The following is a 26,432-nucleotide window of genomic DNA, read 5'->3' on the forward strand; positions in this document are numbered from 1 at the left end:
TGTTGTCAGTGACCTTTGGTAAGAATGCAAGCGTGAGCAGCGAGAACGGGCGGGGGAACGGCGGCGCGGAGGGCGCGGTGCCGGAGCAGCTCGCGCTCATCCGGGAGGCCGTACGGCAGAACAAGGCGCCGAAGGCCAAGCCGCGGACGTGGCGGGGGGCCGCCCTGGCCAAGGAGCTGCCCGTCGCGCGGGTGCTGGTCGACAAGGGAGTGCTGCATCTCGACCGGTACTTCGACTACGCCGTCCCCGAGGAGCTGGACGCCGTCGCGCAGCCGGGGGTGCGGGTGCGGGTGCGCTTCGGGGCCGGTGGGCGGAACGTCCGGCAGGGGCGGCGGGAAGGCGGCTCGCTGATCGACGGGTATCTCGTCGAGCGGGTCGCCGAGTCCGACTACTCGGGGCCGCTGGCCGCGCTGGCGCAGGTCGTCTCGCCCGAGCCCGTGCTCGGGCCCGAGCTGCTGGGACTCGCCCGGGCCGTCGCCGACCGCTATGCCGGGAGCCTGGCCGATGTGCTGCAGCTGGCCGTGCCGCCGCGGCACGCGCGGGCCGAGGCGCGGGAGACGGCCGGGCCGCCTCCGCCGCCCGGCCCGCCGGAGCCCGGGACCTGGGTCCGGTACGGGCGGGGGGCCGGGTTCCTGCGGGCGCTCGCCGCGGGGGGCGCGCCGCGTGCCGTGTGGACGGCGCTGCCCGGGCCCGAGTGGGCCGAGGAGATCGGACGGGCCGTCCAGGCCACGCTCGCGTCGGGACGCGGGGCGCTGGTCGTCGTGCCGGCCGGGCGGCCCGCCGCCCGCGTGGACGCGGCGCTGCGCCGTCTGCTCGGCGAGGGACAGCACGCCCTGCTCACCGCCGGCGCCGGGCCGGAGCGGCGCTATCGGGAGTGGCTCGCCGTGCGGCGCGGGGCCGTACGGGCCGTCGTCGGGACGCGCGCGGCCATGTTCGCCCCCGTGCGGGATCTCGGGCTGGTGGTCGTCTGGGACGACGGGGACGCCGGTCACAGTGACGACCACGCTCCCTTTCCGCATGTGCGGGAAGTGCTGGAGCTGCGCGCGACCCGGGACAGGTGCGCCTTTCTGCTGGGCGGCTGGAGCTGCACCGTCGAGGCCGCGCAGCTCGTCGAGAGCGGATGGGCGGCGCCGCTCGTCGCCGACCGGGAGCAGGTGCGGGCGGCCGCCCCCCTGATACGGACCGTCGGTGACACCGATCTGGCCCGGGACGAGGCTGCGCGGGCGGCCCGGCTGCCGAGCCTCGCCTGGCAGGTGGTGCGGGACGGGCTGCGGCAGGGCCCGGTGCTCGTCCAGGTGCCCCGGCGGGGCTACGTACCCCGGCTGGCCTGCGCGCGGTGCCGGGAGCCGGCGCGGTGCCGGCACTGCGCCGGGCCGCTGGAGGCCCAGGACGCCGGGGCTTTGCGGTGCGGCTGGTGCGGGCGTGAGGAGAGCGGCTGGCACTGCCCGGAGTGCGGAGGGTTCCGGCTGCGGGCGCAGATCGTGGGCGCCCGGCGGACCGCCGAGGAACTCGGGCGGGCCTTCCCCGCCGTGCCGGTGCGGACGTCCGGGCGTGAGCAGATCCTCGACACCGTGCCGGCCGCGCCCGCGCTCGTGGTGAGCACGCCCGGCGCAGAGCCGGTCGCCGAGGGCGGCTACGCGGCCGCGCTGCTCCTGGACGGATGGGCGATGCTCGGTCGGCCCGACCTGCGGGCCGGGGAGGACGCGCTGCGGCGCTGGATCGGAGCGGCGGCGCTGGTACGGGGACAGGGGGCCGGCGGCACGGTCGTGATCGTCGCCGAGCCGACGCTGCGGCCCGTGCAGGCACTCGTCCGGTGGGACCCGGTGGGGCACGCGGTACGGGAGCTCGCCGAGCGGGCCGAACTGGGATTCCCTCCCGTGTCACGGATGGCCGCGGTGTCGGGGACGGCGGAGGCGCTGGCCGGGTTCCTCGCCGATGTCCGGCTGCCGTCGGACGCCGAGGTGCTGGGGCCCGTTCCGCTGCCGGTCACGGATGCCGGACGACCGCGGCAGGTCGGGGCGCCTCCGCCGGGGGAGCGGTGGGAGCGGGCGCTCGTCCGGGTGCCGCCGGGCAGCGGTGCCGCGCTGGCCACCGCGTTGAAGAGCGCACAGGCGGCTCGGCTGGCGCGCGGGGGGAGCGAGACGGTGCGGATCCGGATCGACCCGCCGGACATCGGGTGAGGGGGTGGCCGCCCCGGGCCCGGAGCCTGGACGGAGTCCGGGGTGCTGGCGTGCTCGGTGTACCTGAGGTGTACCTGACCTGTCCGGTGTGTGCGGGGCAGGGGCTGCCGTCGTGCGGCATGCGACTGCCTCCCGGCCGGGCGCCGGGAGGCAGGCCATCGGGAAGATCGGTCAGCCGTTGCGGGGGCCGGGGAAGGCCGTCGGTCTGGCTTCGTCGCGGAGCGTCGGGCTGCCCGCCGTCGGCTGGGTCGGCATCTGGGCCGGCATCTGGGCCGGCAATTGGGCCGGCAATTGGGTCGGCAGCTGGGCCGGCATCGCGGTCGGCATCGAACGGGCCGCGGGGACCGTGGGTACGGAGGGAAGGGCGGCGCCGACATTGACCGTGCGGGTGCCCGATGGTTCCGCGGCGCGCTCGCCCTCGGCCGAGCTCGGGGAGGCGGCGCGGCGGGCGCCGTAGCGGCGGTGCACCGCCTGCTTGGTGACCCCGAGTGCGGAGCCGACCGCGTCCCACGAGAAGCCCAGTGAGCGATCGAAGTCCACAGCCGCCGTGACCAGGGTCTCCACGCTGTCGCGCAGCTCCTGGGCGAGGCGGACGGTCGGGGCGGGGGCGCGTCCGTAGACGACGAAGCCCGTGGACGGGCCGGAGCGGCGCGGACGGTAGACGTTGCCCAGCTGAGCGGTGAGGGTGCGCAGTGCGTCCACCTGCCGGCGGACCCGCTCGATGTCCCGCACCAGCAAGTGCAGGCTGGCCCGGGCCTGGGCGTCGTGGGTTGCGTGGTCGGCCATGAACAAGCCTCTCGAACCGGCGTTGAAAAGGATGGGCCGCGACTGCGGCCTGTTTGGTCAACTCTTTCTTGACCAACGCGCCTTTTGGTTTGTGGTCACGCTGCGGGGGCGTAGGGGCATATGCATACGCCCCTGCGTGGCCCGCGTGCGCTTGTGACGTTGACGCTGTCGGTGACAGGGGGCGGGACGTGGGAATCGGGGGCCGTACGGGCGTGCTCCGGCGGGTCGTGAGGCAGGCGGCGAGGGCGCAGTTACGACAGCTCCGCGCGCCCGGGGCGCGCGACGGGAGCCCACGGGCGCGGAACCGGGGAGGAATCGCTCACGCGGGAGCGGGAGGGGGCCGTCCGCGCCCCGCCCCATAGACTGTTGCGCCGCCCCCCGGCCCGGTGTCCGGGTCCGTGGGGCCGTTCCGCACTCCCGCCCGAGAGGCCGACAGTCACTCATGAAGCTCGTCTTCGCCGGTACGCCCGAGGTCGCCGTTCCCGCTCTGGACGCCCTGATCGCCTCCGAACGGCACGAGGTGGCCGCCGTCGTCACGCGCCCCGACGCGCCGGCGGGACGGGGCCGGAGGCTGGTCGCGAGCCCCGTCGCGCAGCGGGCGGAGGAGGCCGGCATCGAGGTGCTCAAGCCGAACAGGCCGCGGGACGAGGACTTCCTCGCCCGGCTCCGGGAGATCGGCCCCGACTGCTGCCCCGTGGTGGCGTACGGGGCCCTGCTGCCCCGGGTCGCGCTCGACGTCCCCGCCCACGGCTGGGTCAACCTGCATTTCTCGCTGCTGCCCGCCTGGCGCGGTGCCGCCCCCGTACAGCACTCGATCATGGCGGGGGACGAGATCACCGGGGCGTCGACCTTCCTCATCGAGGAGGGGCTCGACTCCGGGCCCGTCTACGGGACCGTCACCGAGGAGATCCGGCCCACCGACACCAGCGGCGACCTCCTCACCCGGCTCGCCCTCGCCGGGGCCGGGCTGCTGACCGCGACGATGGACGGGATCGAGGACGGCACCCTCAAGGCCGTGCCGCAGCCCGCCGACGGCGTCTCCCTCGCCCCGAAGATCACCGTGGAGGACGCACAGGTCGACTGGTCGGCGCCCGCGCTGCGGGTCGACCGGGTGGTGCGGGGCTGCACGCCCGCGCCCGGCGCGTGGACGACGTTCCGCGGCGAGCGCCTCAAGCTCGTCCAGGTCGCGCCCGTGCCCGAGCGCACGGACCTGGCCCCGGGCGCCCTCGACGTCGGCAAGAACAGCGTGCACGCCGGGACCGGCTCGTACGCCGTCGAGCTGCTGTGGGTGCAGGCCCAGGGCAAGAAGCCGATGCGCGCGGCCGACTGGGCCCGTGGGGTGCGGATCGCACAGGGGGAGACCCTCGGGGCGTAGCCGCAGAGGGCGGTCCCACCCGCGGCGTGGCGCGCGTGTCGCCGACGCGAGGCAGGCTCCGGGCCCCGGGGTGCCGGTGAGGCCCCGGGCCTCGGACACCGGGGAGGCCCCGGGCCTCTGGAGGCCAGTGAGGCTCCGGTCTGTGCCGGGGAGGAGATTCCTGCAGCCTGGGGCCTTCCTGGGCGCTCACAGAGGCCTCCGGGACCCGGCCGTCGTGTGCCCCGGTGGCCCGTCGGCGGCCACGACGTGCCGCCCGGCCCCACGACGTACGCTGGGAGGCACTTCCTGTCTTCCATTCTTCTTCCGGAGCACCTTTTTCGTGAGTGAGCAGTCCCGTCGGCCGCGCAGGCCCGGCAAGCCCTACCGTCGGCCCCAGAAGGACCCCGTCCGTATCCTCGCCTTCGAGGCGCTGCGGGCGGTGGACGAGCGGGACGCGTACGCGAACCTCGTTCTGCCGCCGCTGCTGCGCAAGGCGCGCGAGAAGGAGGGGCCCGAGAAGTTCGACGCGCGCGACGCCGCGCTCGCCACCGAGCTGGTCTACGGAACGCTGCGCCGGCAGGGCACGTACGACGCCGTCATCGCCGCCTGCGTCGACCGGCCGCTGCGTGAGGTGGATCCGCCGGTGCTGGACGTGCTGAGCCTCGGCGTGCACCAGCTGCTGGGGACGCGGATCCCCACCCACGCCGCCGTCTCCGCGTCCGTGGAGCTCGCGCGCGTGGTGCTCGGCGACGGGCGCGCCAAGTTCGTCAACGCCGTGCTGCGGAAGGTCGCCCAGCACGACCTCGACGCGTGGCTCGAGCGGGTCGCCCCGCCCTACGACGAGGACCCCGAGGACCACCTCGCCGTCGTGCACTCGCACCCCCGCTGGGTCGTCTCCGCGCTGTGGGACTCCCTCGGCGGCGGGCGGAACGGCATCGAGGACCTGCTCGAGGCCGACAACGAGCGGCCCGAGGTCACCCTGGTCGCCCGCCCCGGACGGGTCACCGCCGGGGAGCTCCTGGACGCGCTCGGCGAGGAGTCCGCGGCCCCGGGCCGCTGGTCGCCGTACGCCGTGAGGCTCAGCGAGGGCGGCGAACCGGGCGCCGTCGACGCCGTACGGGAGAACCGCGCGGGCGTGCAGGACGAGGGCAGCCAGCTGGTGGCGCTCGCCCTCGCCAACGCTCCGCTGGACGGGCCGGACCGGGCGTGGCTGGACGGCTGCGCGGGCCCCGGCGGCAAGGCCGCGCTGCTCGCCGGGCTCGCCGCTCAGCGCGGTGCCGTGCTGCTCGCCTCGGAGAAGCAGCCGCACCGGGCGGGCCTGGTCGCGAAGGCGCTGGACGGGAACCCCGGCCCGTACCAGGTGATCGCCGCCGACGGCACCCGGCCGCCGTGGCGGCCCGGCAGCTTCGACCGGGTCCTCATGGACGTGCCCTGCACGGGGCTGGGGGCGCTGCGGCGCCGGCCCGAGGCACGCTGGCGGCGACGGCCGGAGGACCTGGACGGGTTCGCTCCGTTGCAGCGTTCGCTGCTGCGCACGGCGCTCGACTCCGTACGGGTCGGCGGCGTCGTCGGTTACGCGACCTGCTCGCCGCACCTCGCCGAGACCCGCGCGGTCGTCGGCGACGTGCTCAAGCAGTACGGTCCCGCGGCCGAACTCATCGACGCCCGGCCGCTGCTGGAGGGCGTACCGGCCCTCGGTGACGGCCCGGACGTACAGCTGTGGCCGCATCTGCACGGGACCGACGCCATGTACCTGGCGCTGATCCGCCGGATTGCCTGACCTGGCCCTGTGCACAGGGGGACGACGCTCGTGCCTCGGTGAGGCTGTGCCGCGGTGACGGCACGGCCTCCTCGGAGGGCCGGCCGGCCTCACCCGGATGCTGACGGTCTCGAGTACCTGCTTGCGTCGCGGACCTTCCGCTGCCGGGTACAGGTCAAGGTACTTCCTTCCGCGTTCAGTGGTCCTCGGGCGGGCCGAGTACGCGGTGCAGGCCCGGCTCGATGTCCGGGGCGCTGATCGAGCCGTAGCCGAAGACGAAGCCCGGGCGCGCGGAGCGGTTCGCGGCGACCTCCGCCAGGGTGTGCACCGCCACGCCGGCTGCCCGGGCCCGGACGGCCCGGTCCGCGAGGGCGTCGGGGTCGGCGAGCCGGCCCCGGGTGAAAGCGGTCACGTGCAGGCCCGCGGCGGACGGCACCAGCTCGGCCAGGTCCGCGAAGAGGTCGGTGAGCGCGCGGGTGACGGCTTGGTGCCGGGTCGCGTACGCGTGCTGCATCCGGCGGATGTGACGGGCGAGCAACCCGTCGTCGACGAAGCGGGCGAGTGCCGCCTGCGTGGGGACCGCCGTGTGCCAGTCGGCGGTGTACTTGGCGGTGCGCAGTGCCGTGCGCAGCGGGGCGGGCGCCACCAGGAAGCCGACGCGCAGGGAGGGCAGCATCACCTTGGAGAACGACCCCACATAGATGACGTGTCCGTCCCGGTCCAGATTCCGCAACGTCTCGACCGGCCGCCCGCCGAACCGGAACTCGCTGTCGTAGTCGTCCTCGATCACCGCCGCGCCGTGCCGCCGCGCCCACCGGAGCAGCGCCGTTCTGCGCCGCAGGGACATCGGCATGCCGAGCGGGAACTGGTGGGCGGGGGTGACGTACACGGCGCGGGTGCCGGGCGGAATGGCGTCCACCAGCAGGCCCTCGGCGTCCACCGGTACGCCCGTGACCTCGGCGCCCTGCGCCAGGAACGCCAGCCGGGCCGGTGGGTAGCCGGGCTCTTCGACGGCCACCCGGTCGCCCGGTTCGAGCAGCACGCGCCCGATGAGGTCCAGGGCCTGCTGCGTGCCGGTGGTCACCAGCACGTCGTCCGGGCAGGTCCGCACGCCGCGGGAGAGTCCGATGTGCCGGGCGAGTGCGGCGCGCAGCCCGGCGTGGCCGGCCGGATCGCCGTACCCGACCGCCCCGGCCGCCGAGTGGCGCAGTTCCCGGGCGATCAGGGGACGCCAGGCGTGGTACGGGAAGAGCCGGGCGTCCGGCAGGCCGACCCGCAGGTCGTGGGCCGCCGTGGTCGCTCCCGTGGTCTTAGGGGCCGCCCATGGGGTCAGATCCGCCCACAGGGCGCGCGGGCGCAGTCCCGAGCCGGTGGTGTCGGTGGCGGTCGCGGGCCCGCGCGGGGACAGGCCGGTGGGCAGGCCCGTGGTCCGCACATAGGTCCCGGATCCGACCCTGCTGTCCGCGTAGCCCTCGGCGACGAGCCGTTCGTAGGCGACGCCGACGGTGTTGCGGGCCACCGCGAGACGGCGGCTCAACTCCCGGGTGGGGGGCAGCGGGTCGCCGGGCCGCAGCAGCCCGTCGTGGATCGCGGCGCGCAGCCGGCGGTAGATCTGGCCGGACAGGTCGCGCCGGCCGTCGAGCCTGACGTGCACGTCCATCTCGGCTCTCCGTCTCCGCCCCGGCCGTTGTCGGCTTCCGGCCCGCCGATTGGCTCAATCATCCGGCAGCTTATTGGCTCTGGAGCTGAACCGCTGTGTGTTCCTACGCTCCGGCCATGGACATACGACGACTGGACCGCCAGGCGCTGTCGCTGACCGGGGAGGTGGTCTCCCGGGTGAAGACCGACCACTTGAGGTTGGCCACGCCGTGCGCGGACTGGACCCTGTACGGCCTGCTGCGCCATCTGGTCAGCCAGAACGAGGGGTTCGCCGCCTCCGCCCGCGGCGCGGGTGAGCCGTGGGCCGTATGGCGCGGCGGCGACCTCGGCGATGACCCGGCCGGAGCGTACGAGGCGTCGGTGGGCGAGGTGACCGCGGCGTTCGCGGACGAGGAGGTGCTGGAACGGCGGTTCGCGCTGCCGGAGGTGGGCGAGGGCTTCGCCGTTCCCGGACGGACAGCGATCGGGTTCCACCTGCTCGACTACGTGGCGCACGCCTGGGACGTCGCGGTGACGATCGGCGCCCCGTGGGAGCCCGACACCGAACTCACCGCCGCAGCGCTGCGCGTCGCCGCCCGTGTCCCGGACGAGGGCCGTGGGGCCGGTGCCGCGTTCCGCCGACGGATCGCCGTCCCGGACGACGCCCCGCCGGGCGACCGGTTGCTCGCCCTGCTCGGCCGCGACCCGTCCTGGACGCCGGGGCCGTGCTGAGGAGCCGCTGGTGCCCGGGCCCGGCCGGGGACTCCCTCGGCGACCGCGTCGCGGCGAACGGCATCGACAACGGCATGCGCGGTCGCGTGAGCGGATCGCTGATCGTCAGCGTCACCGACTTCACCAGCGATGCGTACCGGGACCTGCCCGGCATCGTGCGTCGCGGCTTGGCGTTGCGACGCCGCTGGCCGCATCTCGAAGGAGCGGTCGGCATGTGGCTGTGGGCCGCGCCTTCGGCCCGGCGCTGCGGATCGGTCTCGGTGTGGACCGGGCGGCGGGCCCTGGCGGAGTTCGTACGCCTGCCGGAGCATGTCGCGATCATGGACGAGTACCGCGAGCGAGGCACGATCAGGTCGGTGATGTGGGAGTACGAGAGCCTCGACGCGGCGCGGATCCGGCAGGACGCGGAGGTATGGCTGCTGTCGGACGATCGCCGCCGTGCCGCACGGGGGGCGCGACGGGAAGGGCGCTGACGCCGGTCTCTCGGCTCAAGGGCCGAGATCATGAGACAGGACCGGACCGGCTGATGAGTGAGACGCACCTGAGGCATCGGACCAGGGCGGCGGTGACGGCCGGAGGATCGGACCGGCGCACCGGTGACGGCCGGAGGATCGGACCGGCGCACCGGTGACGGCCGGAGGATCGGACCGGCGCACCGGTGAAGGCTGGGGAATCGGACCGGCGCACCGATCAAAGCCAGCAGAAACGAGAACTCACTTCGGCGGACTGCCTGACCTCCGGCCCGCGCCCGCGCCCGCGCCCCGAACGTACCCGGTCCGCACCCACCGGGGCCGGGCCCGGAAGAGCTCCCGGGCCCGGGCATGGGAGGCTTGGGGCATGGCCGTGCAGATCAACCCCAGCATCCTGTCCGCCGACTTCGCCCGACTCGCCGAGGAGGCGAAGGCGGTCGAGGGAGCCGACTGGCTCCACGTCGACGTGATGGACAACCACTTCGTCCCCAACCTCACGCTCGGTGTGCCGGTCGTAGAGTCCCTGGCCCGTGCGACGGACACGCCGCTGGACTGCCATCTGATGATCGAGGACCCCGACCGGTGGGCGCCCCGGTACGTCGAGGCGGGGGCCGGTTCGGTGACCTTCCACGCCGAGGCGGCGGCCGCTCCGGTGCGGCTCGCCCGGGAGATCCGGGCGAAGGGGGCCCGGGCCTCGATGGCGCTGAAGCCCGCGACGCCCATCGAGCCGTACGAGGATCTGCTGCCCGAGCTCGACATGGTGCTGATCATGACGGTCGAGCCCGGCTTCGGCGGCCAGGCGTTCCTGGACATCATGCTGCCGAAGATCCGCCGTACCCGTGAGCTGATCTCCAAGCACGGCCTGGAGATGTGGCTGCAGGTCGACGGCGGCGTCTCCGCCTCCACCATCGAGCGCTGCGCCGAGGCGGGCGCCGACGTCTTCGTCGCCGGATCGGCCGTGTACGGCGCCGAGGACCCGGCGGAAGCGGTCCGCGCGCTGCGTGAGCGGGCGCGGGCGGCCACGGCGGCGGCCGGCTGGGCGTGCGCGCATTGATCCACGCCGGGAGCGCGCACTGAAATTTGTGGGAAGCGCCCCGGATCTCCGCGACCCGCGGAACGGCCGGTCGGGAACCCGGCGCGGCCGCCGGAACGTTCGATCAGCGGACCCGATGGGCCGGTGGACGGGCGACCTGTGGGCCAAGGGAACGTGAACGCCTCGCATCCGGGCGGATCGAACACGTGGGATCTGCAAGGATGAACGGCGAATCCAGAGTGTGAACAGCAGTGAGGAGATGGCCGTGTCGGGTATGTCGGCGGGCCGGTCAGCCATGCGGATGGGACCCGCTGAGCTGGTGCAGGCGGCGGCCATGGCCCGCCGCTTCTACCTGGAGGGCAAGTCCAAGATCCAGATCGCTGAGGAGTTCGGCGTCAGCCGCTTCAAGGTGGCCCGGGTCCTGGAGACCGCCCTCGAACGGGATCTCGTCCGCATCGAGATCCGCGTCCCGGCCGAGCTGGACGCCGAGCGCTCCGACGCGCTGCGCGCCCGCTACGGCCTCAGGCACGCCGTGGTCGTGGAGTCCCCGGCCGAGGCCGAGGAGTCGCCCGACCCGGAGAATCTCGGTGAGGTCGCCGCGGACCTCCTCGGCGAACTGGTGACCGAGGGGGATGTCCTGGGCCTCGCCTGGGGGCGTTCCACCATCCACATGGCGGCCGCCCTCGACCGGCTGCCGCCGTGCACGGTGGTGCAGCTGACGGGTGTGTACGACGCGGGCACGGCCGAGCGCGGCTCGGTGGAGGCGGTCCGCCGGGCCGCCCAGGTGTCGGGCGGCGACGCCCACCCCATCTACGCGCCGATGCTGCTGCCCGACGCGGCCACCGCCGCCGCGCTGCGCAACCAGACCGGCATCGCCCGCGCCTTCGAGTACTTCGACAAGGTCACGGTCGCCTGTGTCTCCATCGGCTCCTGGGAGGCGGGCATCTCCACGGTGCACGACATGCTCAGCGACGAGGAACGCGCCCACTACGCGTCCCTCGGGGTCGCCGCCGAGATGTCCGCGCACCTCTTCGACGCCCAGGGCCGCCGGGTCGGGCGCGACCTGGGGGAGCGGTGCATCACGGTCAAGGCCGACCAGCTGCGCCGTATCCCCGAGGTCGTCGCGATCGCGGGCGGACAGCGCAAGGCGGCCGCGATCGACGCCGTTCTGCGGTCGGGCCTGGTGACCAGCCTGGTCACGGACACCTCGGCCGCCGACCATCTGCTGATGGCGGGCCCCGCGCCCAAGCCGGCGCTGAACCGCGCGGACCCGGACGGTCCCTGACGCGCCCCGCCCCCGTACGCCTCGCCCCGTATGCCGGTCACTCGGAGTGCGGGGCGCGGCGTATTGTCACCGGCCGGGGCGGCGGGATGTACTGAACCGATGATCACTACACCACGTGACACGCCTTCTTCCGGACGGTGCTGACATGAGCGACGGCACGCTCGCCCAGGTCCTCGCCGCCGGAGGCTGGGTCCATGTCGAGCTGGACCTGGGCGGCGTCACCGACAAGCCCGCGTTCCTGGACCGCTGCGCCCGCGCGCTGGGTCTGCCGGACTGGTTCGGCCACAACTGGGACGCCCTCGCCGACTGTCTCACCGACCTGTCCTGGGCTCCGCCCGCGCGCGGGCGGCTGGTCGTCCTCACCGGCTGGCAGGGGTTCGCCGGCGCCGCGCCGAACGACTGGACCATCGCCCTGGAGGTCTTCGCGGACGCCGCCGGCCACTGGAGCGGCACCGGCACCCCGCTCCAGGTGGTGCTGTCTCTTGGAGGAACCTCCAAGGAGGCCCCTGACCAGCCTGGATGATCATTCAGGGGTGTGCATACCGGTCCCCATGGGACAATGAAGTACGTGCTCTTCCCCCTGGCGGACCTGCCCGGGGGCCACCTTTGATCGACTGGGATGTGCAGCACGTGCGTTTCCTCAACGACATCCAGCCCGCGTACGACCTGACGTACGACGACGTTTTCATGGTGCCGCGCCGCTCCGCGGTCGGTTCCCGGCAGGGTGTCGACCTCAGCTCCCCGGACGGCACGGGCACGACCATCCCGCTCGTCGTCGCCAACATGACCGCTGTCGCGGGCCGCCGTATGGCGGAGACCGTCGCCCGCCGCGGCGGACTCGTCGTCATCCCGCAGGACATCCCGATCGAGGTCGTCACCGACGTCATCGCCGGGGTCAAGAGCCGTCACCTGGTGCTGGACACCCCGATCGTGCTGAGCCCCCACCAGACGGTCGCCGACGCCCTCGCCCTGCTGCCCAAGCGGGCCCACAACGCGGGCGTCGTCGTGGACGACGCGCACAAGCCGATCGGCGTGGTCACCGACACCGACCTGTCCGGCGTGGACCGCTTCACGCAGCTCGCCGAGGTCATGTCCAAGGACCTGCTCCTGCTCGACGCGGACATCGACCCGCGCGAGGCGTTCCACACCCTCGACGCCGCCAACCGCCGTTACGCGCCCGCCGTGGACGCCGACGGCCGGCTCGCGGGCATCCTCACCCGTAAGGGCGCCCTGCGCGCCACTCTCTACACCCCGGCCGTCGACGCGAAGGGCCGCCTCCGCATCGCCGCCGCCGTCGGCATCAACGGCGACGTCGCCGGCAAGGCCAAGCAGCTGCTCGACGCGGGCGTCGACACCCTCGTCATCGACACGGCGCACGGCCACCAGGAGTCGATGATCAGCGCGATACGGACCGTGCGGGCGCTCGACCCGCAGGTGCCGATCGTGGCGGGCAACATCGTCGCCGCCGAGGGGGTCAAGGACCTCATCGAGGCCGGCGCGGACATCATCAAGGTCGGTGTCGGCCCCGGCGCCATGTGCACCACCCGGATGATGACCGGCGTGGGCCGCCCGCAGTTCTCGGCGGTCCTGGAGTGCGCGGCCGAGGCGAAGAAGTACGGCAAGCACGTGTGGGCCGACGGCGGTGTCCGGCACCCGCGCGACGTGGCGATGGCGCTGGCCGCCGGTGCGTCCAACGTCATGATCGGCTCCTGGTTCGCGGGCACCTACGAGTCCCCCGGCGACCTCCAGCAGGCCGCCGACGGGCGCCTGTACAAGGAGTCCTTCGGCATGGCCTCCGCGCGCGCGGTCCGCAACCGCACCAGCGAGGAGTCGGCGTACGACCGCGCCCGCAAGGCCCTGTTCGAGGAGGGCATCTCCACCTCGCGCATGTTCCTCGACCCGGACCGCCCGGGCGTCGAGGACCTGATCGACTCGATCATCGCGGGTGTGCGTTCGTCCTGCACCTACGCGGGCGCCGCCTCCCTGGAGGAGTTCACCGAGCGGGCCGTCGTCGGCATCCAGAGCGCGGCCGGCTACGCCGAGGGCAAGCCGCTGCACGCCAGCTGGAGCTGAGCGGCACCCCTCGTCCGCAGCGGATGTGGCCCCCGTCATCCCGGTTTCCGGGAGGACGGGGGCCGTTTCGTATGCAAAGGGTTGTACAGTATGCAGTGGTTATGCAGTGGTCCTCATAGGTATGAAGGCCGTGCAACACCCGAAACGGTCCGCGCAACAAACATGCACCAGCCCCCGATGAACGCAACGATCTTGCCCAGACGCGCAAGGTTGCTGCATTCCGCCCGAGAAGCCGCAGCTCATAGGGTCGTCCGCGGCGACGCGGCGTGGCAGGGACTCCCTGCTCGGTGGGCCCCTGCCTGAACAAGGGTGCCGCCCGTTCCCATCCCCTTTCCATCGGCAGCGATCAAGGAGCCGACGCGTGCTCGATCCAGGCGCACCCTCGCAGTTCTCCAGCTCATCCGCCCCGTCCTCCACCGGCGCCCGCCTGATGCGGCGCAAGCCCGTGGAGCGGCTGGTCGCGGAGAGCGGCCGCGGTGAGGGCGGCTCGCTCCGCCGCTCCCTCGGCCTCTGGCAGCTCACCATGATCAGCATCGGTGCCACCCTCGGCACCGGCATCTTCGTGGTGCTCGGCGAGGCGGTCCCCGACGCCGGCCCCGCCGTCACGCTCTCGTTCGTGATCGCCGGTCTCACCGCTCTCTTCTCGGCCCTGTCGTACGCCGAGCTCGCGGGCACCATCCCGGTCTCCGGGTCCTCCTACTCGTACGCGTACGCCACGATGGGCGAGCTGATCGCCTGGGTGTGCGGCTGGTGCCTGATGCTGGAGTACGGCGTGTCGGTGGCCGCGGTCGCGGTCGGCTGGGGCGAGTACCTCAACGAGCTCCTCGACGGCACCATCGGTGTCACCATCCCCGACGCGCTGTCCGCCCCGCCCGGCGACGGCGGCATCTTCAACCTGCCCGCGCTGATCGTCGTCCTGCTCGCGATGGCGTTCCTGCTCGGCGGCGCCCGTGAGTCCGCCCGCGCCAACACGATCATGGTGGTCGTGAAGATCGCCGCGCTGCTGCTGTTCTGCGTGATCGGTGTCCAGGGCTTCCGCTCCGGCAACTACGAGAACTTCATGCCGCTCGGCATGGCCGGCGTCAGCGCCGCCGGGGCCACGCTCTTCTTCTCGTACATCGGCTTCGACGCGGCCTCCACCGCGGGCGAGGAGGCGAAGAACGCCCAGCGCGACCTGCCCCGCGCGATCATGCTCTCGCTGCTCATCGTCACCGTGCTGTACGTCCTCGTCGCCGCCGTCGCGGTCGGGGCGCGGCCCTGGCAGCAGTTCGACGGCTCGGAGGCCGCCCTCGCCGGGATCATGAAGGACGTCACCGGGGACGCCTTCTGGGGCACGCTGCTCGCGGCCGGCGCGGTGATCGCCATCGCCAGCGTCGTCCTGACCGTGCTGTACGGCCAGACCCGCATCCTGTTCGCCATGTCCCGCGACGGCCTCGTGCCCAAGGCGTTCTCGCGCGTCCACGCGAAGACCGGCACGCCCCGCGTCAACACGGTCATCGTGTCGCTCTTCTGCGGTGTGCTCGCCGCCGCGGTCCCGCTCGGTCAGCTGGCCGACGCGACCAGCATCGGCACGCTGTTCGCCTTCGCACTCGTCAACGTGGCCGTCGTCGTCCTGCGCCGGACCCGCCCCGACATGCCCCGCACCTTCCGGCTGCCGCTGTCGCCGCTGCTGCCCGCGCTCGGGTTCCTCTTCTGCGTCTGGATGATGGCCAGCCTCGACGCCGTCACCTGGATGGTCTTCGGAATCTGGATGGTGGTCGGGCTCGTGTTCTACTTCAGCTACGGCTACCGCCGGTCCCGTCTCGCCACCGCCACGCCCGAAGAGTGATCGACCCACTGTGCTGAACGATCTCGACGAACGCATCGTGCACGCCCTCGCCGAGGACGCCCGCCGCTCCTACGCCGACATCGGCCAGCTGGTCGGCCTCTCCGCGCCCGCGGTGAAACGGCGCGTGGACCGGCTGCGCGCCACCGGCGCCATCACCGGCTTCACCGTCCGCGTGGACCCGGCCGCGCTCGGCTGGGAGACCGAGGGGTTCGTCGAGATCTACTGCCGCAGCAACACCTCGCCGGAGACGATCCAGCGCGGGCTCGAGCGGTACCAGGAGGTCGTGTCCGCCTCCACCGTCACCGGTGACGCGGACGCGATCGTCCAGGTCTTCGCCTCCGACATGCGGCACTTCGAGCGGGTGCTGGAGCGGATCGCGGGGGAGCCGTTCGTGGAGCGGACGAAGTCGGTGCTGGTGCTGTCGCCGCTGTTGCGGAGGTTTTCCTCCGGGGGTGCGTGAGAGCCCGGTGTGGGGAAGCCCCTGTCGCCCTGCCGGGCGCCAGGGGCTTCCTTAATTCGCTGGGCGGAACGGGCGCGGATGCCTACCATCCGTCCCATGACCTGGCGACATTGATCCCGTGACCCCGCCTCCCGAGGACCGCCTCGGAACGCCGTACTCCGGCGTCCGAGATGTTGTCCCTACGGGAAGGCCTCATGACTCTCTCACCTGCGCGTGTGCCCGGCACCGGCACCGAAGTCCGGCGGCTGACGGCCACGCTGTACGGCTATGCGTTCCTCGACGACCTCGTCCTGCTCTACCCGGTGTACGCGCTGCTGTTCGCCGACACCGGTCTCTCGGTCGGGCAGATCTCCTCCCTCTTCGTCCTCTGGTCCCTGACGGGTGTCCTCCTCGAGGTCCCGTCCGGCGTCTGGGCCGACACGGTCTCGCGGCGTCTGCTGCTGTGGATCGGGCCGCTGCTGGGCGCCGTGGGCTTCGGCTTATGGGTGCTGTTCCCCTCGTACTGGGCCTTCGCCGCCGGTTTCGTGCTGTGGGGCGTGCGCGGGGCCCTCGGCACCGGTGCGCTGGAGGCGCTCGTCCACGAGGAGCTCGACCGGCTCGGCGCGGCCGGCCGCTACGCCCGCGTCATGGGCCGCGCCCAGGCCGCAGGGCTGCTGGGCGTGATGGGGGCGATGGGGCTGGCCGGACCGGTCCTCGCCCTCGGCGGATACGGGGCCGTGGGGCTGGCCAGCGTGCTCGCCTGCCTGCTCACCGCGGCGCTCGCCGCCCGGCTCCCCGAGCACCGGGACGGCGAGAAGAACCGCGGTGCGGGCGACGGCTGGGCCGCCACCCTGCGCGCCGGTCTCGCCGAGGCCCGAGGCAACCGGTCCGTGCGCGGCGCGCTGCTGCTCGTGCCGGCCGTCGCCGCCGTGTGGGGCGCGCTGGACGAGTACACACCCCTGCTGGTGCGCGACACCGGCGTCGCCGACACCACCGTTCCCTGGCTGCTGCTCCTCGTCTGGGCGGGAGCCACGGCCGGCGGTCTGCTGGCCGGAGCGGGGGAGCGCCTCGACGGCACCGGGCTGGCCGCGCTGCTCGCGGGCTCCGCGGTGGCCCTGGCCGCGGGCGCGGCGGCGGGGACACCGGTCGGCATCACGCTGGTGGCCCTCGCCTTCGGCGGCTTCCAGCTGGCGCACGTGCTGGCCGACGCCCGGCTGCAGCGGCGCATCGAGGGCAGTGGCCGCGCCACCCTCACCTCGGTGGCCGGGGTGGGCACCGAGCTGACCACCATCTGCGTGTACGGCGCCTACGGGGTGGCCGCGTCGCACCTGACGCACGGCTCGGCCTTCGCCGTGTTCGCGCTGCCGTACCTGGTCACTGCTCTGCTGCTGGTGGTTCGACGGAGGGCCGACGGGGACACGCAATGAATCGCCGCCGGACCGGTTGAGCACGCAACGATTCGCCCACCGGTGCGCAACGGCTCCCGCTTGTCCGGCCGAACGGCCCGACCGTACGGTCTATCTGGCCCGTCGGCCCTTCCCCTTCGCTTGATTTTCGCCCCGTACGTACCGGTGAGGACCACCCATGCGCATCGCCCTGCTCCAGAGCTCCGGCCGCCCCGGCTCGGTCGCCGGGAACCTGAAGGTTCTCGACGAGTCCGCGGGCCGGGCCGCGGCCGCCGGGGCCGGGCTGCTCGTCGCGCCGGAGATGTTCCTCACCGGGTACGCGATCGGCGACGGCGTCGGCCGGCTGGCCGAGCCCGCCGACGGCGAGTCGGCGGACGCGGTCGCGGAGATCGCCGGACGGCACGGCCTCGCGATCGCCTACGGCTACCCGGAGCGGGCCGGCACGGACGAGGGTGCGGCGGTCTTCAACTCCGTGCAGCTCGTCTCCGCCGACGGCGCCCGCCTCGCCGACTACCGCAAGACCCACCTCTTCGGCTGCTTCGAACGCGACCACTTCACCCCGGGCGAGCAGCCGGTCGTCCAGGCGGAGCTGAACGGCCTCCGCGTCGGCCTGATGATCTGCTACGACGTGGAGTTCCCGGAGAACGTCCGCGCCCACGCCCTCGCGGGCACGGACCTCCTGCTCGTGCCCACGGCGCAGATGCACCCCTTCCAGTTCGTCGCCGAGAGCCTCGTCCCGGTGCGCGCCTTCGAGAGCCAGATGTACATCGCGTACGTCAACCGGGTCGGCCGGGAGGGCGAGTTCGACTTCGTCGGGCTCTCCACGCTCGCCGGACCGGACGGGGTCGCCCGCACCCGCGCCGGACGCGGCGAGGACCTCGTGTTCGCCGACGTCGACGCGGAGTTCCTGGCCGCCTCGCGCAGGGCGAACCCGTATCTGGAGGACCGCAGGCCCGGTCTCTACGGATCGCTCGCCCGACGGTGACGCGGTAACGGTCCGTTCCTCCCCACACGCTTGTCAGCTCCCCGGTTCTTCGTGCAAGGAGTCCGCACCCCATGACGTCCACGGTGCCCAACGCCGTCCAGCACACCGACGCCCAGCCGCCGATCACCATGTTCGGCCCGGACTTCCCGTACGCGTACGACGACTTCCTCGCCCACCCGGCGGGCCTCGGGCAGGTCCCCGCGACCGAGCACGGTACCGAGGTCGCCGTCATCGGCGGCGGGCTGTCCGGCATCGTGGCCGCGTACGAGCTGATGAAGATGGGCCTGAAGCCCGTCGTGTACGAGGCCGACCGGATCGGCGGGCGGCTGCGCACCGTCGGCTTCGACGGCTGCGACCCGTCGCTGACCGCCGAGATGGGCGCCATGCGGTTCCCGCCGTCCTCCACGGCCCTTCAGCGCTACATCGACCTGGTGGGGCTGGAGACGCGGCCCTTCCCGAACCCCCTCTCGCCGGCCACGCCCTCGACCGTCGTCGACCTCAAGGGCGAGACCCACTACGCCGAGACCCTCGCCGACCTGCCCCAGGTCTACCGGGACGTGGCGGACGCCTGGGCGCGGTGCCTGGAGGAGGGTGCCGACTTCTCCGACATGAACCGGGCGATGCGGGAGCGCGACGTGCCGCGGATCCGCGAGATCTGGTCCCGGCTCGTCGAGAAGCTCGACAACCAGACCTTCTACGGCTTCCTCTGCGACTCGCCGGCCTTCAAGTCCTTCCGGCACCGGGAGATCTTCGGCCAGGTCGGCTTCGGCACCGGCGGCTGGGACACCGACTTCCCGAACTCCATCCTGGAGATCCTCCGCGTCGTCTACACCGAGGCCGACGACCACCACCGCGGCATCGTCGGCGGCTCCCAGCAGCTCCCGCTGCGGCTGTGGGAGCGCGAGCCGGAGAAGATCGTGCACTGGCCGTACGGCACCTCGCTGGCCGCGCTGCACGAGGGGGGCGAGCCCCGCCCGGCCGTCACCCGGCTGCACCGCACCGCGGGCAACCGGATCACCGTGACGGACGCGCACGGCGACATCCGTACGTACCAGGCGGCGATCTTCACCGCTCAGTCCTGGATGCTGCTGTCGAAGATCGCCTGTGACGACGCGCTCTTCCCGATCGACCACTGGACCGCCATCGAGCGCACGCACTACATGGAGTCCAGCAAGCTGTTCGTGCCCGTCGACCGGCCGTTCTGGCTGGACAAGGACGAGGACACCGGGCGGGACGTCATGTCGATGACGCTGACGGACCGGATGACGCGCGGGACGTACCTGCTCGACGACGGCCCGGACAGGCCCGCCGTCATCTGCCTCTCCTACACCTGGTGCGACGACAGCCTGAAGTGGCTGCCGCTGTCCGCGAACGAGCGGATGGAGGTGATGCTGAAGTCGCTCGGCGAGATCTATCCGAAGGTCGACATCCGGAAGCACATCATCGGCAACCCGGTGACCGTGTCCTGGGAGAACGAGCCGTACTTCATGGGCGCGTTCAAGGCGAACCTGCCCGGCCACTACCGCTACCAGCGGCGCCTGTTCACGCACTTCGTGCAGGACCGGCTGCCCGAGGACAAGCGCGGCATCTTCCTCGCCGGCGACGACATCTCCTGGACGGCCGGCTGGGCCGAGGGCGCCGTCCAGACCGCGCTCAACGCGGTCTGGGGCGTCATGCACCACTTCGGCGGCACGACCGACCCGTCCAACCCCGGGCCCGGCGACGTGTACGACGAGATCGCGCCGGTGGAACTGCCGGAGGACTGACCCGGGGTCCGACGGACAGGGGCGGCCGGCGGGCTCAGACCCCGGCCGCCCGCGCCTTCTCGTACACCTCGGCCGCCACGTTTTCGAGTTCCCGGGCGTCGCGCGTGGAGCCCTGCAGATCGATGAGGATCTCCTCCAGGCCGATACCGGCGTGGGCCGCGAGGTCCTCGACGATCTGGTCGGCGTCGCCCTGGAAGGGGCGGCGGTCGGCGCCGGAGTACGGCTTGGCGCTGTACTGCGTGTTGACCCGCAGCACCGTACGGAGCGGCTCCGTACGTCCGCGCTCGGCGGCGAGATCCCGCAGCGCCCGCCACTGCGCGGTGATCTGCTCGACGCCCATGCCGACCGGCAGCCAGCCGTCGGCCCGGTCGACGAGCCGGATCTGCGCCCTCCGCGTGTTCGCGGCGAGCAGGATCGGGATCGGCCGGGCGGGCTTGGGCCCGACCACGGCGGACGCGATCTTCGTGTGCTCCCCGTCGTATGTCACCGGATCGGGGCCCCACACCGCACGGCACACCCCGATCACCTCGTCCAGGACCCGGCCGCGCTCCTCGAAGGGCCGTGCCGACGCGGCCGCGTACTCGTCGAGGGACCAGCCCGTGCCCAGGCCCGCGACGACGCGGCCGCCGCTCGCCGCGTCCAGCGAGGCCAGCGCCTTGGCCAGCTGGAACGGCCCGTGCAGCGGGGCGACCAGCACGCTCGTGCCGAGGGCGGCCCGTTCCGTGGCGGAGGCGGCGAGCGTGAGGGTGACCAGGGGGTCGGCCACCCCGCGGTACTGGTCCGGCCAGGGGAGGCCCTCGATGCCGTACAGGCCCTGGGTCGCCGGTTCGGGGAACAGGATCCGCTCGAACACCCACAGGCTCTCGTAACCGATCCGTTCGGCCGTCCGGGCCACGTCGGGAACGTCCTTGCCGAGGTCGTACTGCCGCATCTGCGGGAGACCGAGTCCGAGTCGTGTCGCCATGCCCTGCGCTCCTTCGCGAAGAGGTCCGGGCCTCGAACGTACCTCCGCGGAGGGGAAGTTGAGGGCTATATCAGTCAGGCAGCGGTGTGAGCAGCATCCGGCCCGCGAAGCCCGCCGCCGTGTCCAGGCGCCCGGCGAACTCCTCGGCGAGATCCGGCAGTCCGCGCAGCGCCCACAGCGCCCGGGCCGCCGACCAGGTGGCGTCGCGCGCCCGCTCCAGGCTCCACGCGCCGAGCAGATGGGTCAGCGGATCGGCGATCTGGAGCAGGTCGGGACCCGGCATCAGGTCCTCGCGGATGCGCTCCTCCAGCGAGACGAGGATGTCTCCCACGCGGTCGAACTCGTCCTCCAGCTCGGGGGGCGCACAGCCGAGCGTCCGGCAGGCGTCGACGACGGCGAGCGCCAGGTCGTGCCCGATGTGCGCGTTGATGCCCGCGAGCGCGAACTGCAGGGGACGTACGCCGGGGTGGCGCCGGAACTGCAGCAGCGGCCGCCAGCAGGCGGGCGGGTGACGTCCCTCGGCCACGGTCAGATAGCGCTCGGCGAACCGTACGTCCAGCGTGATCGCGGCCTCGGCGTCCGGGAAGCGTCCCGCGTCCACGTGCCGGTCGACCGCCTCGGTGACGGCGAGATAGACGCGGTTGAACACCGCGACCCCGTCCCGCCGCGGCAGGGCTGCGTCCAGGGCACGCATGCGGGAGAGGACCGTGTCCACAGGAGTGGTGAGAGGGTCGAACCGCGTCATGGGGGCAGAGTCCCAGCCCCGCGCCGACGGGGGAGCCGCCGTGCGGGACGCTTCCCCGGAACGGGGGAACGGAGCCGTGCCGACGCCCGTCCGTGGATCGAGCTGCCGGGCGAGTCCGACGGCTGCCGGGGTGCGGCGGGCAGGTTCTCGCCCGGCCGCGCCTACGGCCTGGCGCGCCTACGGCCTGGTGCGCCGGGAGCCGGTGCTCTCACCCGGGCCGTCCGGGTCCGCGCCCGAGTCGTACGACGAGGTCCCCTCGTCCAGCAGCGGCTCCTGCGTCTTCAGGTGTTCGGGGGCCAGGGCCCGCAGTACGTGGTAGCCGGTGATGACGACGATCGTGCCGAGCGCGATGCCGCTCAGCGAGAAGTTGTCGGTGAAGTCCATGGAGACGTTGCCGACGCCGATGATGATGCCCGCGGCGGCCGGCACCAGGTTCAGCGGATTGCGCAGGTCCACCTTGGCGTTGATCCAGATCTGGGCGCCGAGCAGGCCGATCATGCCGTACAGGATGACCGTGATGCCGCCGAGGACGCCGCCCGGGATCGCGGCCACGACCGCGCCGAACTTCGGGCACAGGCCGAAGAGCAGCGCGAAGACCGCCGCCGCCCAGTACGCGGCCGTCGAGTAGACGCGGGTCGCCGCCATGACGCCGATGTTCTCGGAGTACGTGGTGTTGGGCGGGCCGCCGAGCGCCGTGGAGAGCATGGAGCCCACGCCGTCCGCCGAGATCGCCGTGCCCAGCTTGTCGTCCAGCTTGTCGCCGGTCATCTCGCCGACCGCCTTGACGTGCCCGGCGTTCTCCGCGACCAGTGCGATCACGACCGGCAGCGCGACGAGGATCGCCGACCACTCGAACGTGGGGCCGTGGAAGTCGGGCAGGCCGATCCAGGCCGCGTCGCCGACGCCGGAGAGGTCGAGCCGCCAGTGGTCGGTGACCTTGCCGCTCGCGTCCATCGAGTTGATCTTGCCGAAGACCAGGTCGAAGACCCACGAGATGCCGTACCCGAAGATCAGGCCCAGGAAGATCGCGATCCGGGACCAGAAACCGCGCAGGCAGACCACCGCCAGTCCGGTGAACAGCATCACCAGCAGCGCCGTCCACTGGTCCTGCGGCCAGTAGGTGGCGGCGGTGACCGGGGCGAGGTTGAAGCCGATGAGCATGACGACCGCGCCGGTCACGATCGGCGGCATCGCGGCGTGGATGATCCGAGCGCCGAACTTCTGCACGGCGAGTCCCACCAGGAACAGCGCGGCACCGACGACGAACACCGCGCCCGTCACCGTCGCGCTGCTGCCGCCCTGCGCGCGGATCACCGCGGCGACGCCCACGAAGGACAGTGAGCAGCCGAGGTAGCTGGGCACCCGGCCGCGGGTGGCGAGCAGGAAGATCATGGTCGAGACGCCCGACATCATGATCGCGAGGTTGGGGTCGAGGCCCATGAGGACGGGCGCGACGAAGCTCGCCCCGAACATCGCGACCACGTGCTGGGCGCCGAGCCCGGCGGTGCGCGGCCACGAGAGCCGTTCGTCGGGGCGGACGACCGCTCCGGGCGCGGGGGTGCGCCCGTCTCCGTGCAGCTTCCAGCGGACGCCGAGATCCATGGTGGGGTTTCGCTTTCGTCGTGCGTGCGTCTGTCCGGAACATTGTCACGGCAAAAAGGACCTTGAGCGTCCGCTTCGTTCTGAGCGTCCGCTCAGGGGTCCGGCCTGCGGAGATGAGCGACCGCTTAGGATGGAGCCGCTCATTCCGTACGTCCGCTGGAGTCCCGCCCATGACCGCCGAAGCCCCGACCGCGCCCGCCGCTCATCCGTCCGCCCCCGAGTACGGCCGGCTGGTCCCCGTCACCGTCCACTTCGACGACCTGGACGCGCTCGGCCTGCTGCACAACGCCCGCTACCCGGTGATGGTCGAGCGGGCCTGGGCGCAGCTGTGGCAGGAGCGGGGCTTCGTCGGGTACGCGGGCGACTGGGAGGCGGCGGGGGACTTCTGCAACGCGGTCCGGGAGCTGCGGATCAGCTACGAGGCGCCGGTGGACCGGCCGGGCGCGTACGCCGTGCACCTGTGGCTGGAGCGGCTCGGGAACACCGGCCTGACGTACGGGTTCCGGTTCTGCTCGGCCGACGGGGCGGTGACGTACGCGCAGGGCAGCCGCGTCCTCGTCCGGCTGGACGCCACCACCCTGCGGCCCACGCCGTGGAGCGAGCGGTTCAGGGCCTTGGGCCGGGAACTGCTGCGTCCGGAGAGCTGACCTCCGGACGGGTCCCGTCCCGGTTCCGGTCGCCGGCGCGCAGTACGCCCGCGAAGACGGCGAGCCCGCCCGCCAGAAACGTGACCAGCCCGAACGACACCACGAGGCTCGTCGCCTGGGCCAGCGTGCCGATCGCGCTCGGGGCCACCAGACCCGAGGTGTACGTGACGGTGGCGACGCCCGCGATGGCCTGGGCCGGATTCGGGCCGCTGCGCCCGGCCGCCGCGAAGCACAGCGGTACGACCACCGCGATGCCGAGGCCGAGCAGCGCGAAGCCCGCCATCGCCGCCGCCGGGTGGTCCGCCAGGACGACGAGCAGTCCGCCGAGCACCGCCAGCACCCCGCCGACGCGCACCGTACGGACCGCGCCGAAGCGGTTCACGACGGTGTCGCCCGCGATCCGGGCCAGCGCCATGGTCAGCATGAAGCCGGTCGTGGACGCCGCAGCGAGACCCGCCGAGGTGCCGAGCCGGTCCTCCAGGTAGACCGCGGACCAGTCCAGGCTCGCGCCCTCCGCGAACACCGCGCAGAACCCGACCGCGCCGATGAGCAGCGCGGACCTGGGCGGCAGCGCGAAGCGGGGCGGCGGTTCCTCGTCCTCCGCCGGTCGGAGGTCGAGCACCCACCGGCAGGCGGTCACCCCCAGCACCGTGAGGGCCGCCGCGGCCAGCGCGTGGTGCAGCCGGGCGTCCGAGCCCAGGTGCGCGGCGAGCGTGCCGGCCGCCGAGCCGATCAGGGCGCCCACGCTCCACATGCCGTGCAGCCCGGACATGATCGACTTGTGCAGCCGGGCCTCCACCTCGACACCGAGCGCGTTCATCGCGACGTCCGCCATGCCCGCGGTCGCGCCGTACACGAAGAGCGCCAGGCACAGCGTCCACAGGTTCGGCGAGAGGGACGGCAGGGTCAGGGCGAGCGTCCACAGCGCGATCAGCACGCGCAGCGCCGTACGGGCGCCGAGGACATGGCTGATCCGGCTCGCGAGCGGCATGGCCACGGACGCGCCGAGCGCGGGGAAGGCGAGGGCGAGTCCCAGCTGGCCCGCGCCGACCTCCGCGTGGTCCTGGATCCAGGGGACCCGCGTCGCGAACGACCCGGTGACCGCGCCGTGCACCGCGAACACGGCGGCCACGGCGTAGCGGGCGCGCCGCACGGTGCGCGGATCGTAGGCCACTTCGCTCATGCTTCTGTCATCCTCCCCACCTCCGGCCGACCGCATCCGGGGTACGCCCTCTCGGTGCACCCCTCGGGGCCGTGCCGCGCGTAAACTATCAGGAAGGCTTCCTAATAGATAGACGGCACATCGGCCGCCTGATCGGTCGCCCGGCAGCAACCCGGTGACCCCCCTGTTTGGTGCCCCGCCGACCTGGGAGGATCCCGGCATGCCCGCATCACCGAGCACCGCCCGGGTCATCAACGACCGGCTCGCCCTGCGCCTGCTCCAGCAGGAGGGCCCGTTGACGGCCGGCCAGCTGAAGCAGCTCACCGGCCTGTCCCGGCCGACGGTCGCCGACCTCGTGGAGCGGCTCACGGCCGCCGGACTGATCGCGGTCGTGGGGGAGTCGGGCGAGCAGCGGCGCGGCCCGAACGCGCGCCTGTACGGCATCGTCGCCGACCGTGCCCACCTGGCCGCCCTCGACGTACGCACCGAGGGCGTCACCGTCGTCGTCTGCGACCTGCTGGGCACGGAGCTCGCCCGGGCGTCCCTGCCGGTCGCCGACGGCACGGGCACCGGGCCCGCGGTGGAGCGGGCGGTGGCGCTGGTGGAGCGCACGGCCCGGGAGGCGGGCGCCGACCGGCTCCACACGGTCGGCATCGGCGCGCCGGGCCTGATCGACCCCGGCACCGGCGAACTCCGCGACTCCACCGGGCTGCCCGCATGGCACCGCAGCCTGGTCGCGGCCCTCGGGGAGCGCCTCACGGCCCACGTGCTCGTGGAGAACGAGACCAACCTCGCCGCGCTCGCCGAGCAGCGCGACGGCGCGGCCCGCGACCGCGACACGTTCGTGCTGCTCTGGCTCGGCATGGGGACGGGGGCGGCCGTCGTCCTCGACGGGCGCCTGCGGCGCGGAGCCTCCGGCGGTACGGGCGAGATCGGCTTCCTGCCGGTGCCGGGTACGGGGGCGCTGCCCTCGGCGACCGACTGTGCGGGCGGCTTCCATGCGCTGGTGGCGGACGCGGCCGTGGTGCGCCTGGCGGAGGAACACGGACTGAGAGCGCGGCGCACGGCCACCGGACCGTATGCGGCCGAGCTGGTCGGGGAGGCCGTGAGCGCGGCCGGGGGAGGGGCGGACCGGGCGGACCGGGTGGGTCATGGGGATGGTCATGGGAGTGGTCATGGAGATGGCCCGGACAGCTCCGCCGCCTCCGGCTTCCTCGACGCCCTGGCCGAGCGGATCGCCGTCGGCGCCGCCTCCGTCGTCGCCGTCCTCGACCCCGGCTGTGTCGTGCTCGGCGGCGAGATCGGGCAGGCGGGCGGCGCCGTCCTCGCCGCTCGTGTCGAGGAGCGGCTGCTCCGGATGTCACCGCTGTCGGCCGAGGTGCGGGTGAGCGAACTCGGTGGCGGCGCCGTCGTGCGCGGGGCGCTGCTGATGGCCCGGGAGGCGGCCCAGGACGAGCTCTTCGCGCCGTCGTCCAGACCTGAGGAACGGGCGTAGGACCTGGCTCGTACGTACGGAGCAGCTGACGGGAACCTCGCCGTGGTGAAGACCCGGCGGCGGGGCAAGGGCCTTCGTCACCG

22 protein-coding genes are annotated in these 26,432 nt (G+C 73.1%); 16 read left to right on the forward strand and 6 right to left on the reverse strand.

Features of this window, described 5'->3' with window-relative positions; genetic code table 11:
* Positions 1 to 32: 32 nt before the first annotated feature.
* The gene (locus IE242_RS14540; protein WP_189859108.1) at positions 33 to 2,180 is read left to right on the forward strand and encodes a primosomal protein N'; all 2,148 of its coding nucleotides are present in this window, start codon (positions 33 to 35) and stop codon (positions 2,178 to 2,180) included.
* A 171-nt stretch (positions 2,181 to 2,351) separates the two neighbouring features.
* On the opposite strand, the gene IE242_RS14545 is transcribed toward IE242_RS14540, so the two are convergent.
* A complete protein-coding gene (locus IE242_RS14545) occupies positions 2,352 to 2,966 on the reverse strand; it encodes a hypothetical protein (protein WP_189859110.1) in 615 nt (204 codons plus the stop codon).
* Positions 2,967 to 3,408: 442 nt separating this feature from the next.
* Between IE242_RS14545 and fmt the strand changes: the two genes are divergently transcribed.
* Positions 3,409 to 4,341: a methionyl-tRNA formyltransferase gene (gene fmt, locus IE242_RS14550; RefSeq protein ID WP_189859112.1), complete on the forward strand. Its 933-nt coding sequence runs from the start codon at positions 3,409 to 3,411 to the stop codon at positions 4,339 to 4,341.
* Between the two features lie 319 nt (positions 4,342 to 4,660).
* Positions 4,661 to 6,100: an RsmB/NOP family class I SAM-dependent RNA methyltransferase gene (locus IE242_RS14555; protein WP_189859114.1), complete on the forward strand. Its 1,440-nt coding sequence runs from the start codon at positions 4,661 to 4,663 to the stop codon at positions 6,098 to 6,100.
* 175 nt (positions 6,101 to 6,275) lie between these two features.
* Here IE242_RS14555 and pdxR read toward each other — a convergent pair whose 3' ends face one another.
* Positions 6,276 to 7,739: a MocR-like pyridoxine biosynthesis transcription factor PdxR gene (gene pdxR / locus IE242_RS14560; RefSeq protein ID WP_189859116.1), complete on the reverse strand. Its 1,464-nt coding sequence runs from the start codon at positions 7,737 to 7,739 to the stop codon at positions 6,276 to 6,278.
* A 116-nt stretch (positions 7,740 to 7,855) separates the two neighbouring features.
* On the opposite strand from pdxR, the gene IE242_RS14565 reads away from it, so the two are divergent.
* The 11 genes from IE242_RS14565 to IE242_RS14615 all read left to right on the forward strand — a co-directional run bounded on the left by IE242_RS14565 (position 7,856) and on the right by IE242_RS14615 (position 19,734).
* Positions 7,856 to 8,449 carry a TIGR03086 family metal-binding protein gene (locus tag IE242_RS14565; RefSeq protein ID WP_189859118.1) on the forward strand — a complete coding sequence of 198 codons (594 nt, stop codon included), beginning with the start codon at positions 7,856 to 7,858 and terminating at the stop codon, positions 8,447 to 8,449.
* On the forward strand, positions 8,443 to 8,922 hold the full coding sequence (locus IE242_RS14570) for a hypothetical protein (protein ID WP_229858923.1): 480 nt from the start codon (positions 8,443 to 8,445) through the stop codon (positions 8,920 to 8,922). The genes IE242_RS14565 and IE242_RS14570 overlap by 7 nt, the downstream gene beginning before the upstream one ends.
* Before the next feature lie 364 nt (positions 8,923 to 9,286).
* Entirely contained in the window at positions 9,287 to 9,973 is a 687-nt protein-coding gene (gene rpe / locus IE242_RS14575) for a ribulose-phosphate 3-epimerase (RefSeq protein WP_189859120.1), read from the forward strand.
* Positions 9,974 to 10,193: 220 nt separating this feature from the next.
* Positions 10,194 to 11,237, forward strand: coding sequence for a sugar-binding transcriptional regulator (locus tag IE242_RS14580; protein WP_189859122.1), 1,044 nt, complete (start codon positions 10,194 to 10,196; stop codon positions 11,235 to 11,237).
* Between the two features lie 145 nt (positions 11,238 to 11,382).
* The gene (locus IE242_RS14585; RefSeq protein WP_189859124.1) at positions 11,383 to 11,760 is read left to right on the forward strand and encodes a barstar family protein; all 378 of its coding nucleotides are present in this window, start codon (positions 11,383 to 11,385) and stop codon (positions 11,758 to 11,760) included.
* A gap of 107 nt (positions 11,761 to 11,867) precedes the next feature.
* Positions 11,868 to 13,310 carry a GuaB1 family IMP dehydrogenase-related protein gene (locus IE242_RS14590; RefSeq protein WP_189859280.1) on the forward strand — a complete coding sequence of 481 codons (1,443 nt, stop codon included), beginning with the start codon at positions 11,868 to 11,870 and terminating at the stop codon, positions 13,308 to 13,310.
* Between the two features lie 361 nt (positions 13,311 to 13,671).
* Positions 13,672 to 15,138: an amino acid permease gene (locus tag IE242_RS14595; RefSeq protein ID WP_189859126.1), complete on the forward strand. Its 1,467-nt coding sequence runs from the start codon at positions 13,672 to 13,674 to the stop codon at positions 15,136 to 15,138.
* A 10-nt stretch (positions 15,139 to 15,148) separates the two neighbouring features.
* Positions 15,149 to 15,598 (forward strand): Lrp/AsnC family transcriptional regulator, encoded by a 450-nt coding sequence (locus IE242_RS14600; RefSeq protein ID WP_189859128.1) that lies wholly within the window; start codon positions 15,149 to 15,151, stop codon positions 15,596 to 15,598.
* Between the two features lie 194 nt (positions 15,599 to 15,792).
* Positions 15,793 to 17,004: an MFS transporter gene (locus tag IE242_RS14605; protein WP_189859130.1), complete on the forward strand. Its 1,212-nt coding sequence runs from the start codon at positions 15,793 to 15,795 to the stop codon at positions 17,002 to 17,004.
* A gap of 157 nt (positions 17,005 to 17,161) precedes the next feature.
* Positions 17,162 to 17,968: a carbon-nitrogen hydrolase family protein gene (locus IE242_RS14610; RefSeq protein ID WP_189859132.1), complete on the forward strand. Its 807-nt coding sequence runs from the start codon at positions 17,162 to 17,164 to the stop codon at positions 17,966 to 17,968.
* Between the two features lie 71 nt (positions 17,969 to 18,039).
* Complete coding sequence (locus IE242_RS14615; RefSeq protein ID WP_189859134.1) at positions 18,040 to 19,734, forward strand: flavin monoamine oxidase family protein; 1,695 nt, start codon at positions 18,040 to 18,042, stop codon at positions 19,732 to 19,734.
* A gap of 34 nt (positions 19,735 to 19,768) precedes the next feature.
* Here IE242_RS14615 and IE242_RS14620 read toward each other — a convergent pair whose 3' ends face one another.
* The 3 genes from IE242_RS14620 to IE242_RS14630 all read right to left on the reverse strand — a co-directional run bounded on the left by IE242_RS14620 (position 19,769) and on the right by IE242_RS14630 (position 23,045).
* Entirely contained in the window at positions 19,769 to 20,698 is a 930-nt protein-coding gene (locus tag IE242_RS14620) for an LLM class F420-dependent oxidoreductase (RefSeq protein WP_189859136.1), read from the reverse strand.
* Positions 20,699 to 20,768: 70 nt separating this feature from the next.
* Positions 20,769 to 21,443, reverse strand: a complete 675-nt coding sequence (locus IE242_RS14625; protein ID WP_189859138.1) for a DUF5995 family protein — start codon at positions 21,441 to 21,443, stop codon at positions 20,769 to 20,771.
* Positions 21,444 to 21,620: 177 nt separating this feature from the next.
* Positions 21,621 to 23,045, reverse strand: coding sequence for a uracil-xanthine permease family protein (locus IE242_RS14630; RefSeq protein ID WP_189859139.1), 1,425 nt, complete (start codon positions 23,043 to 23,045; stop codon positions 21,621 to 21,623).
* A gap of 170 nt (positions 23,046 to 23,215) precedes the next feature.
* On the opposite strand from IE242_RS14630, the gene IE242_RS14635 reads away from it, so the two are divergent.
* Positions 23,216 to 23,692, forward strand: a complete 477-nt coding sequence (locus IE242_RS14635) for an acyl-CoA thioesterase (RefSeq protein WP_189859141.1) — start codon at positions 23,216 to 23,218, stop codon at positions 23,690 to 23,692.
* Here IE242_RS14635 and IE242_RS14640 read toward each other — a convergent pair.
* A complete protein-coding gene (locus IE242_RS14640) occupies positions 23,652 to 24,875 on the reverse strand; it encodes an MFS transporter (protein WP_189859143.1) in 1,224 nt (407 codons plus the stop codon). The two genes, IE242_RS14635 and IE242_RS14640, sit on opposite strands and share 41 nt — an antisense overlap.
* Before the next feature lie 199 nt (positions 24,876 to 25,074).
* Between IE242_RS14640 and IE242_RS14645 the strand changes: the two genes are divergently transcribed.
* Positions 25,075 to 26,349 carry an ROK family transcriptional regulator gene (locus IE242_RS14645; protein ID WP_189859145.1) on the forward strand — a complete coding sequence of 425 codons (1,275 nt, stop codon included), beginning with the start codon at positions 25,075 to 25,077 and terminating at the stop codon, positions 26,347 to 26,349.
* Positions 26,350 to 26,432: the final 83 nt, after the last annotated feature.

The organism is Streptomyces poonensis (genome assembly GCF_014650915.1).
GTDB classification, from domain to species: Bacteria; Actinomycetota; Actinomycetes; order Streptomycetales; family Streptomycetaceae; genus Streptomyces; species Streptomyces poonensis.

Coding starts and splice junctions, on each gene's coding strand:
- IE242_RS14625 (WP_189859138.1), bottom strand. CDS start 21,443: ATGACGCGGTTCGACCCTCTCACCACTCCTGTGGACACGGTCCTCTCC.
- IE242_RS14605 (WP_189859130.1), top strand. CDS start 15,793: ATGACTCTCTCACCTGCGCGTGTGCCCGGCACCGGCACCGAAGTCCGG.
- IE242_RS14640 (WP_189859143.1), bottom strand. CDS start 24,875: ATGAGCGAAGTGGCCTACGATCCGCGCACCGTGCGGCGCGCCCGCTAC.
- IE242_RS14620 (WP_189859136.1), bottom strand. CDS start 20,698: ATGGCGACACGACTCGGACTCGGTCTCCCGCAGATGCGGCAGTACGAC.
- IE242_RS14615 (WP_189859134.1), top strand. CDS start 18,040: ATGACGTCCACGGTGCCCAACGCCGTCCAGCACACCGACGCCCAGCCG.
- IE242_RS14635 (WP_189859141.1), top strand. CDS start 23,216: ATGACCGCCGAAGCCCCGACCGCGCCCGCCGCTCATCCGTCCGCCCCC.
- IE242_RS14545 (WP_189859110.1), bottom strand. CDS start 2,966: ATGGCCGACCACGCAACCCACGACGCCCAGGCCCGGGCCAGCCTGCAC.
- IE242_RS14645 (WP_189859145.1), top strand. CDS start 25,075: ATGCCCGCATCACCGAGCACCGCCCGGGTCATCAACGACCGGCTCGCC.
- rpe (WP_189859120.1), top strand. CDS start 9,287: ATGGCCGTGCAGATCAACCCCAGCATCCTGTCCGCCGACTTCGCCCGA.
- IE242_RS14610 (WP_189859132.1), top strand. CDS start 17,162: ATGCGCATCGCCCTGCTCCAGAGCTCCGGCCGCCCCGGCTCGGTCGCC.
- IE242_RS14585 (WP_189859124.1), top strand. CDS start 11,383: ATGAGCGACGGCACGCTCGCCCAGGTCCTCGCCGCCGGAGGCTGGGTC.
- IE242_RS14565 (WP_189859118.1), top strand. CDS start 7,856: ATGGACATACGACGACTGGACCGCCAGGCGCTGTCGCTGACCGGGGAG.
- pdxR (WP_189859116.1), bottom strand. CDS start 7,739: ATGGACGTGCACGTCAGGCTCGACGGCCGGCGCGACCTGTCCGGCCAG.
- IE242_RS14630 (WP_189859139.1), bottom strand. CDS start 23,045: ATGGATCTCGGCGTCCGCTGGAAGCTGCACGGAGACGGGCGCACCCCC.
- fmt (WP_189859112.1), top strand. CDS start 3,409: ATGAAGCTCGTCTTCGCCGGTACGCCCGAGGTCGCCGTTCCCGCTCTG.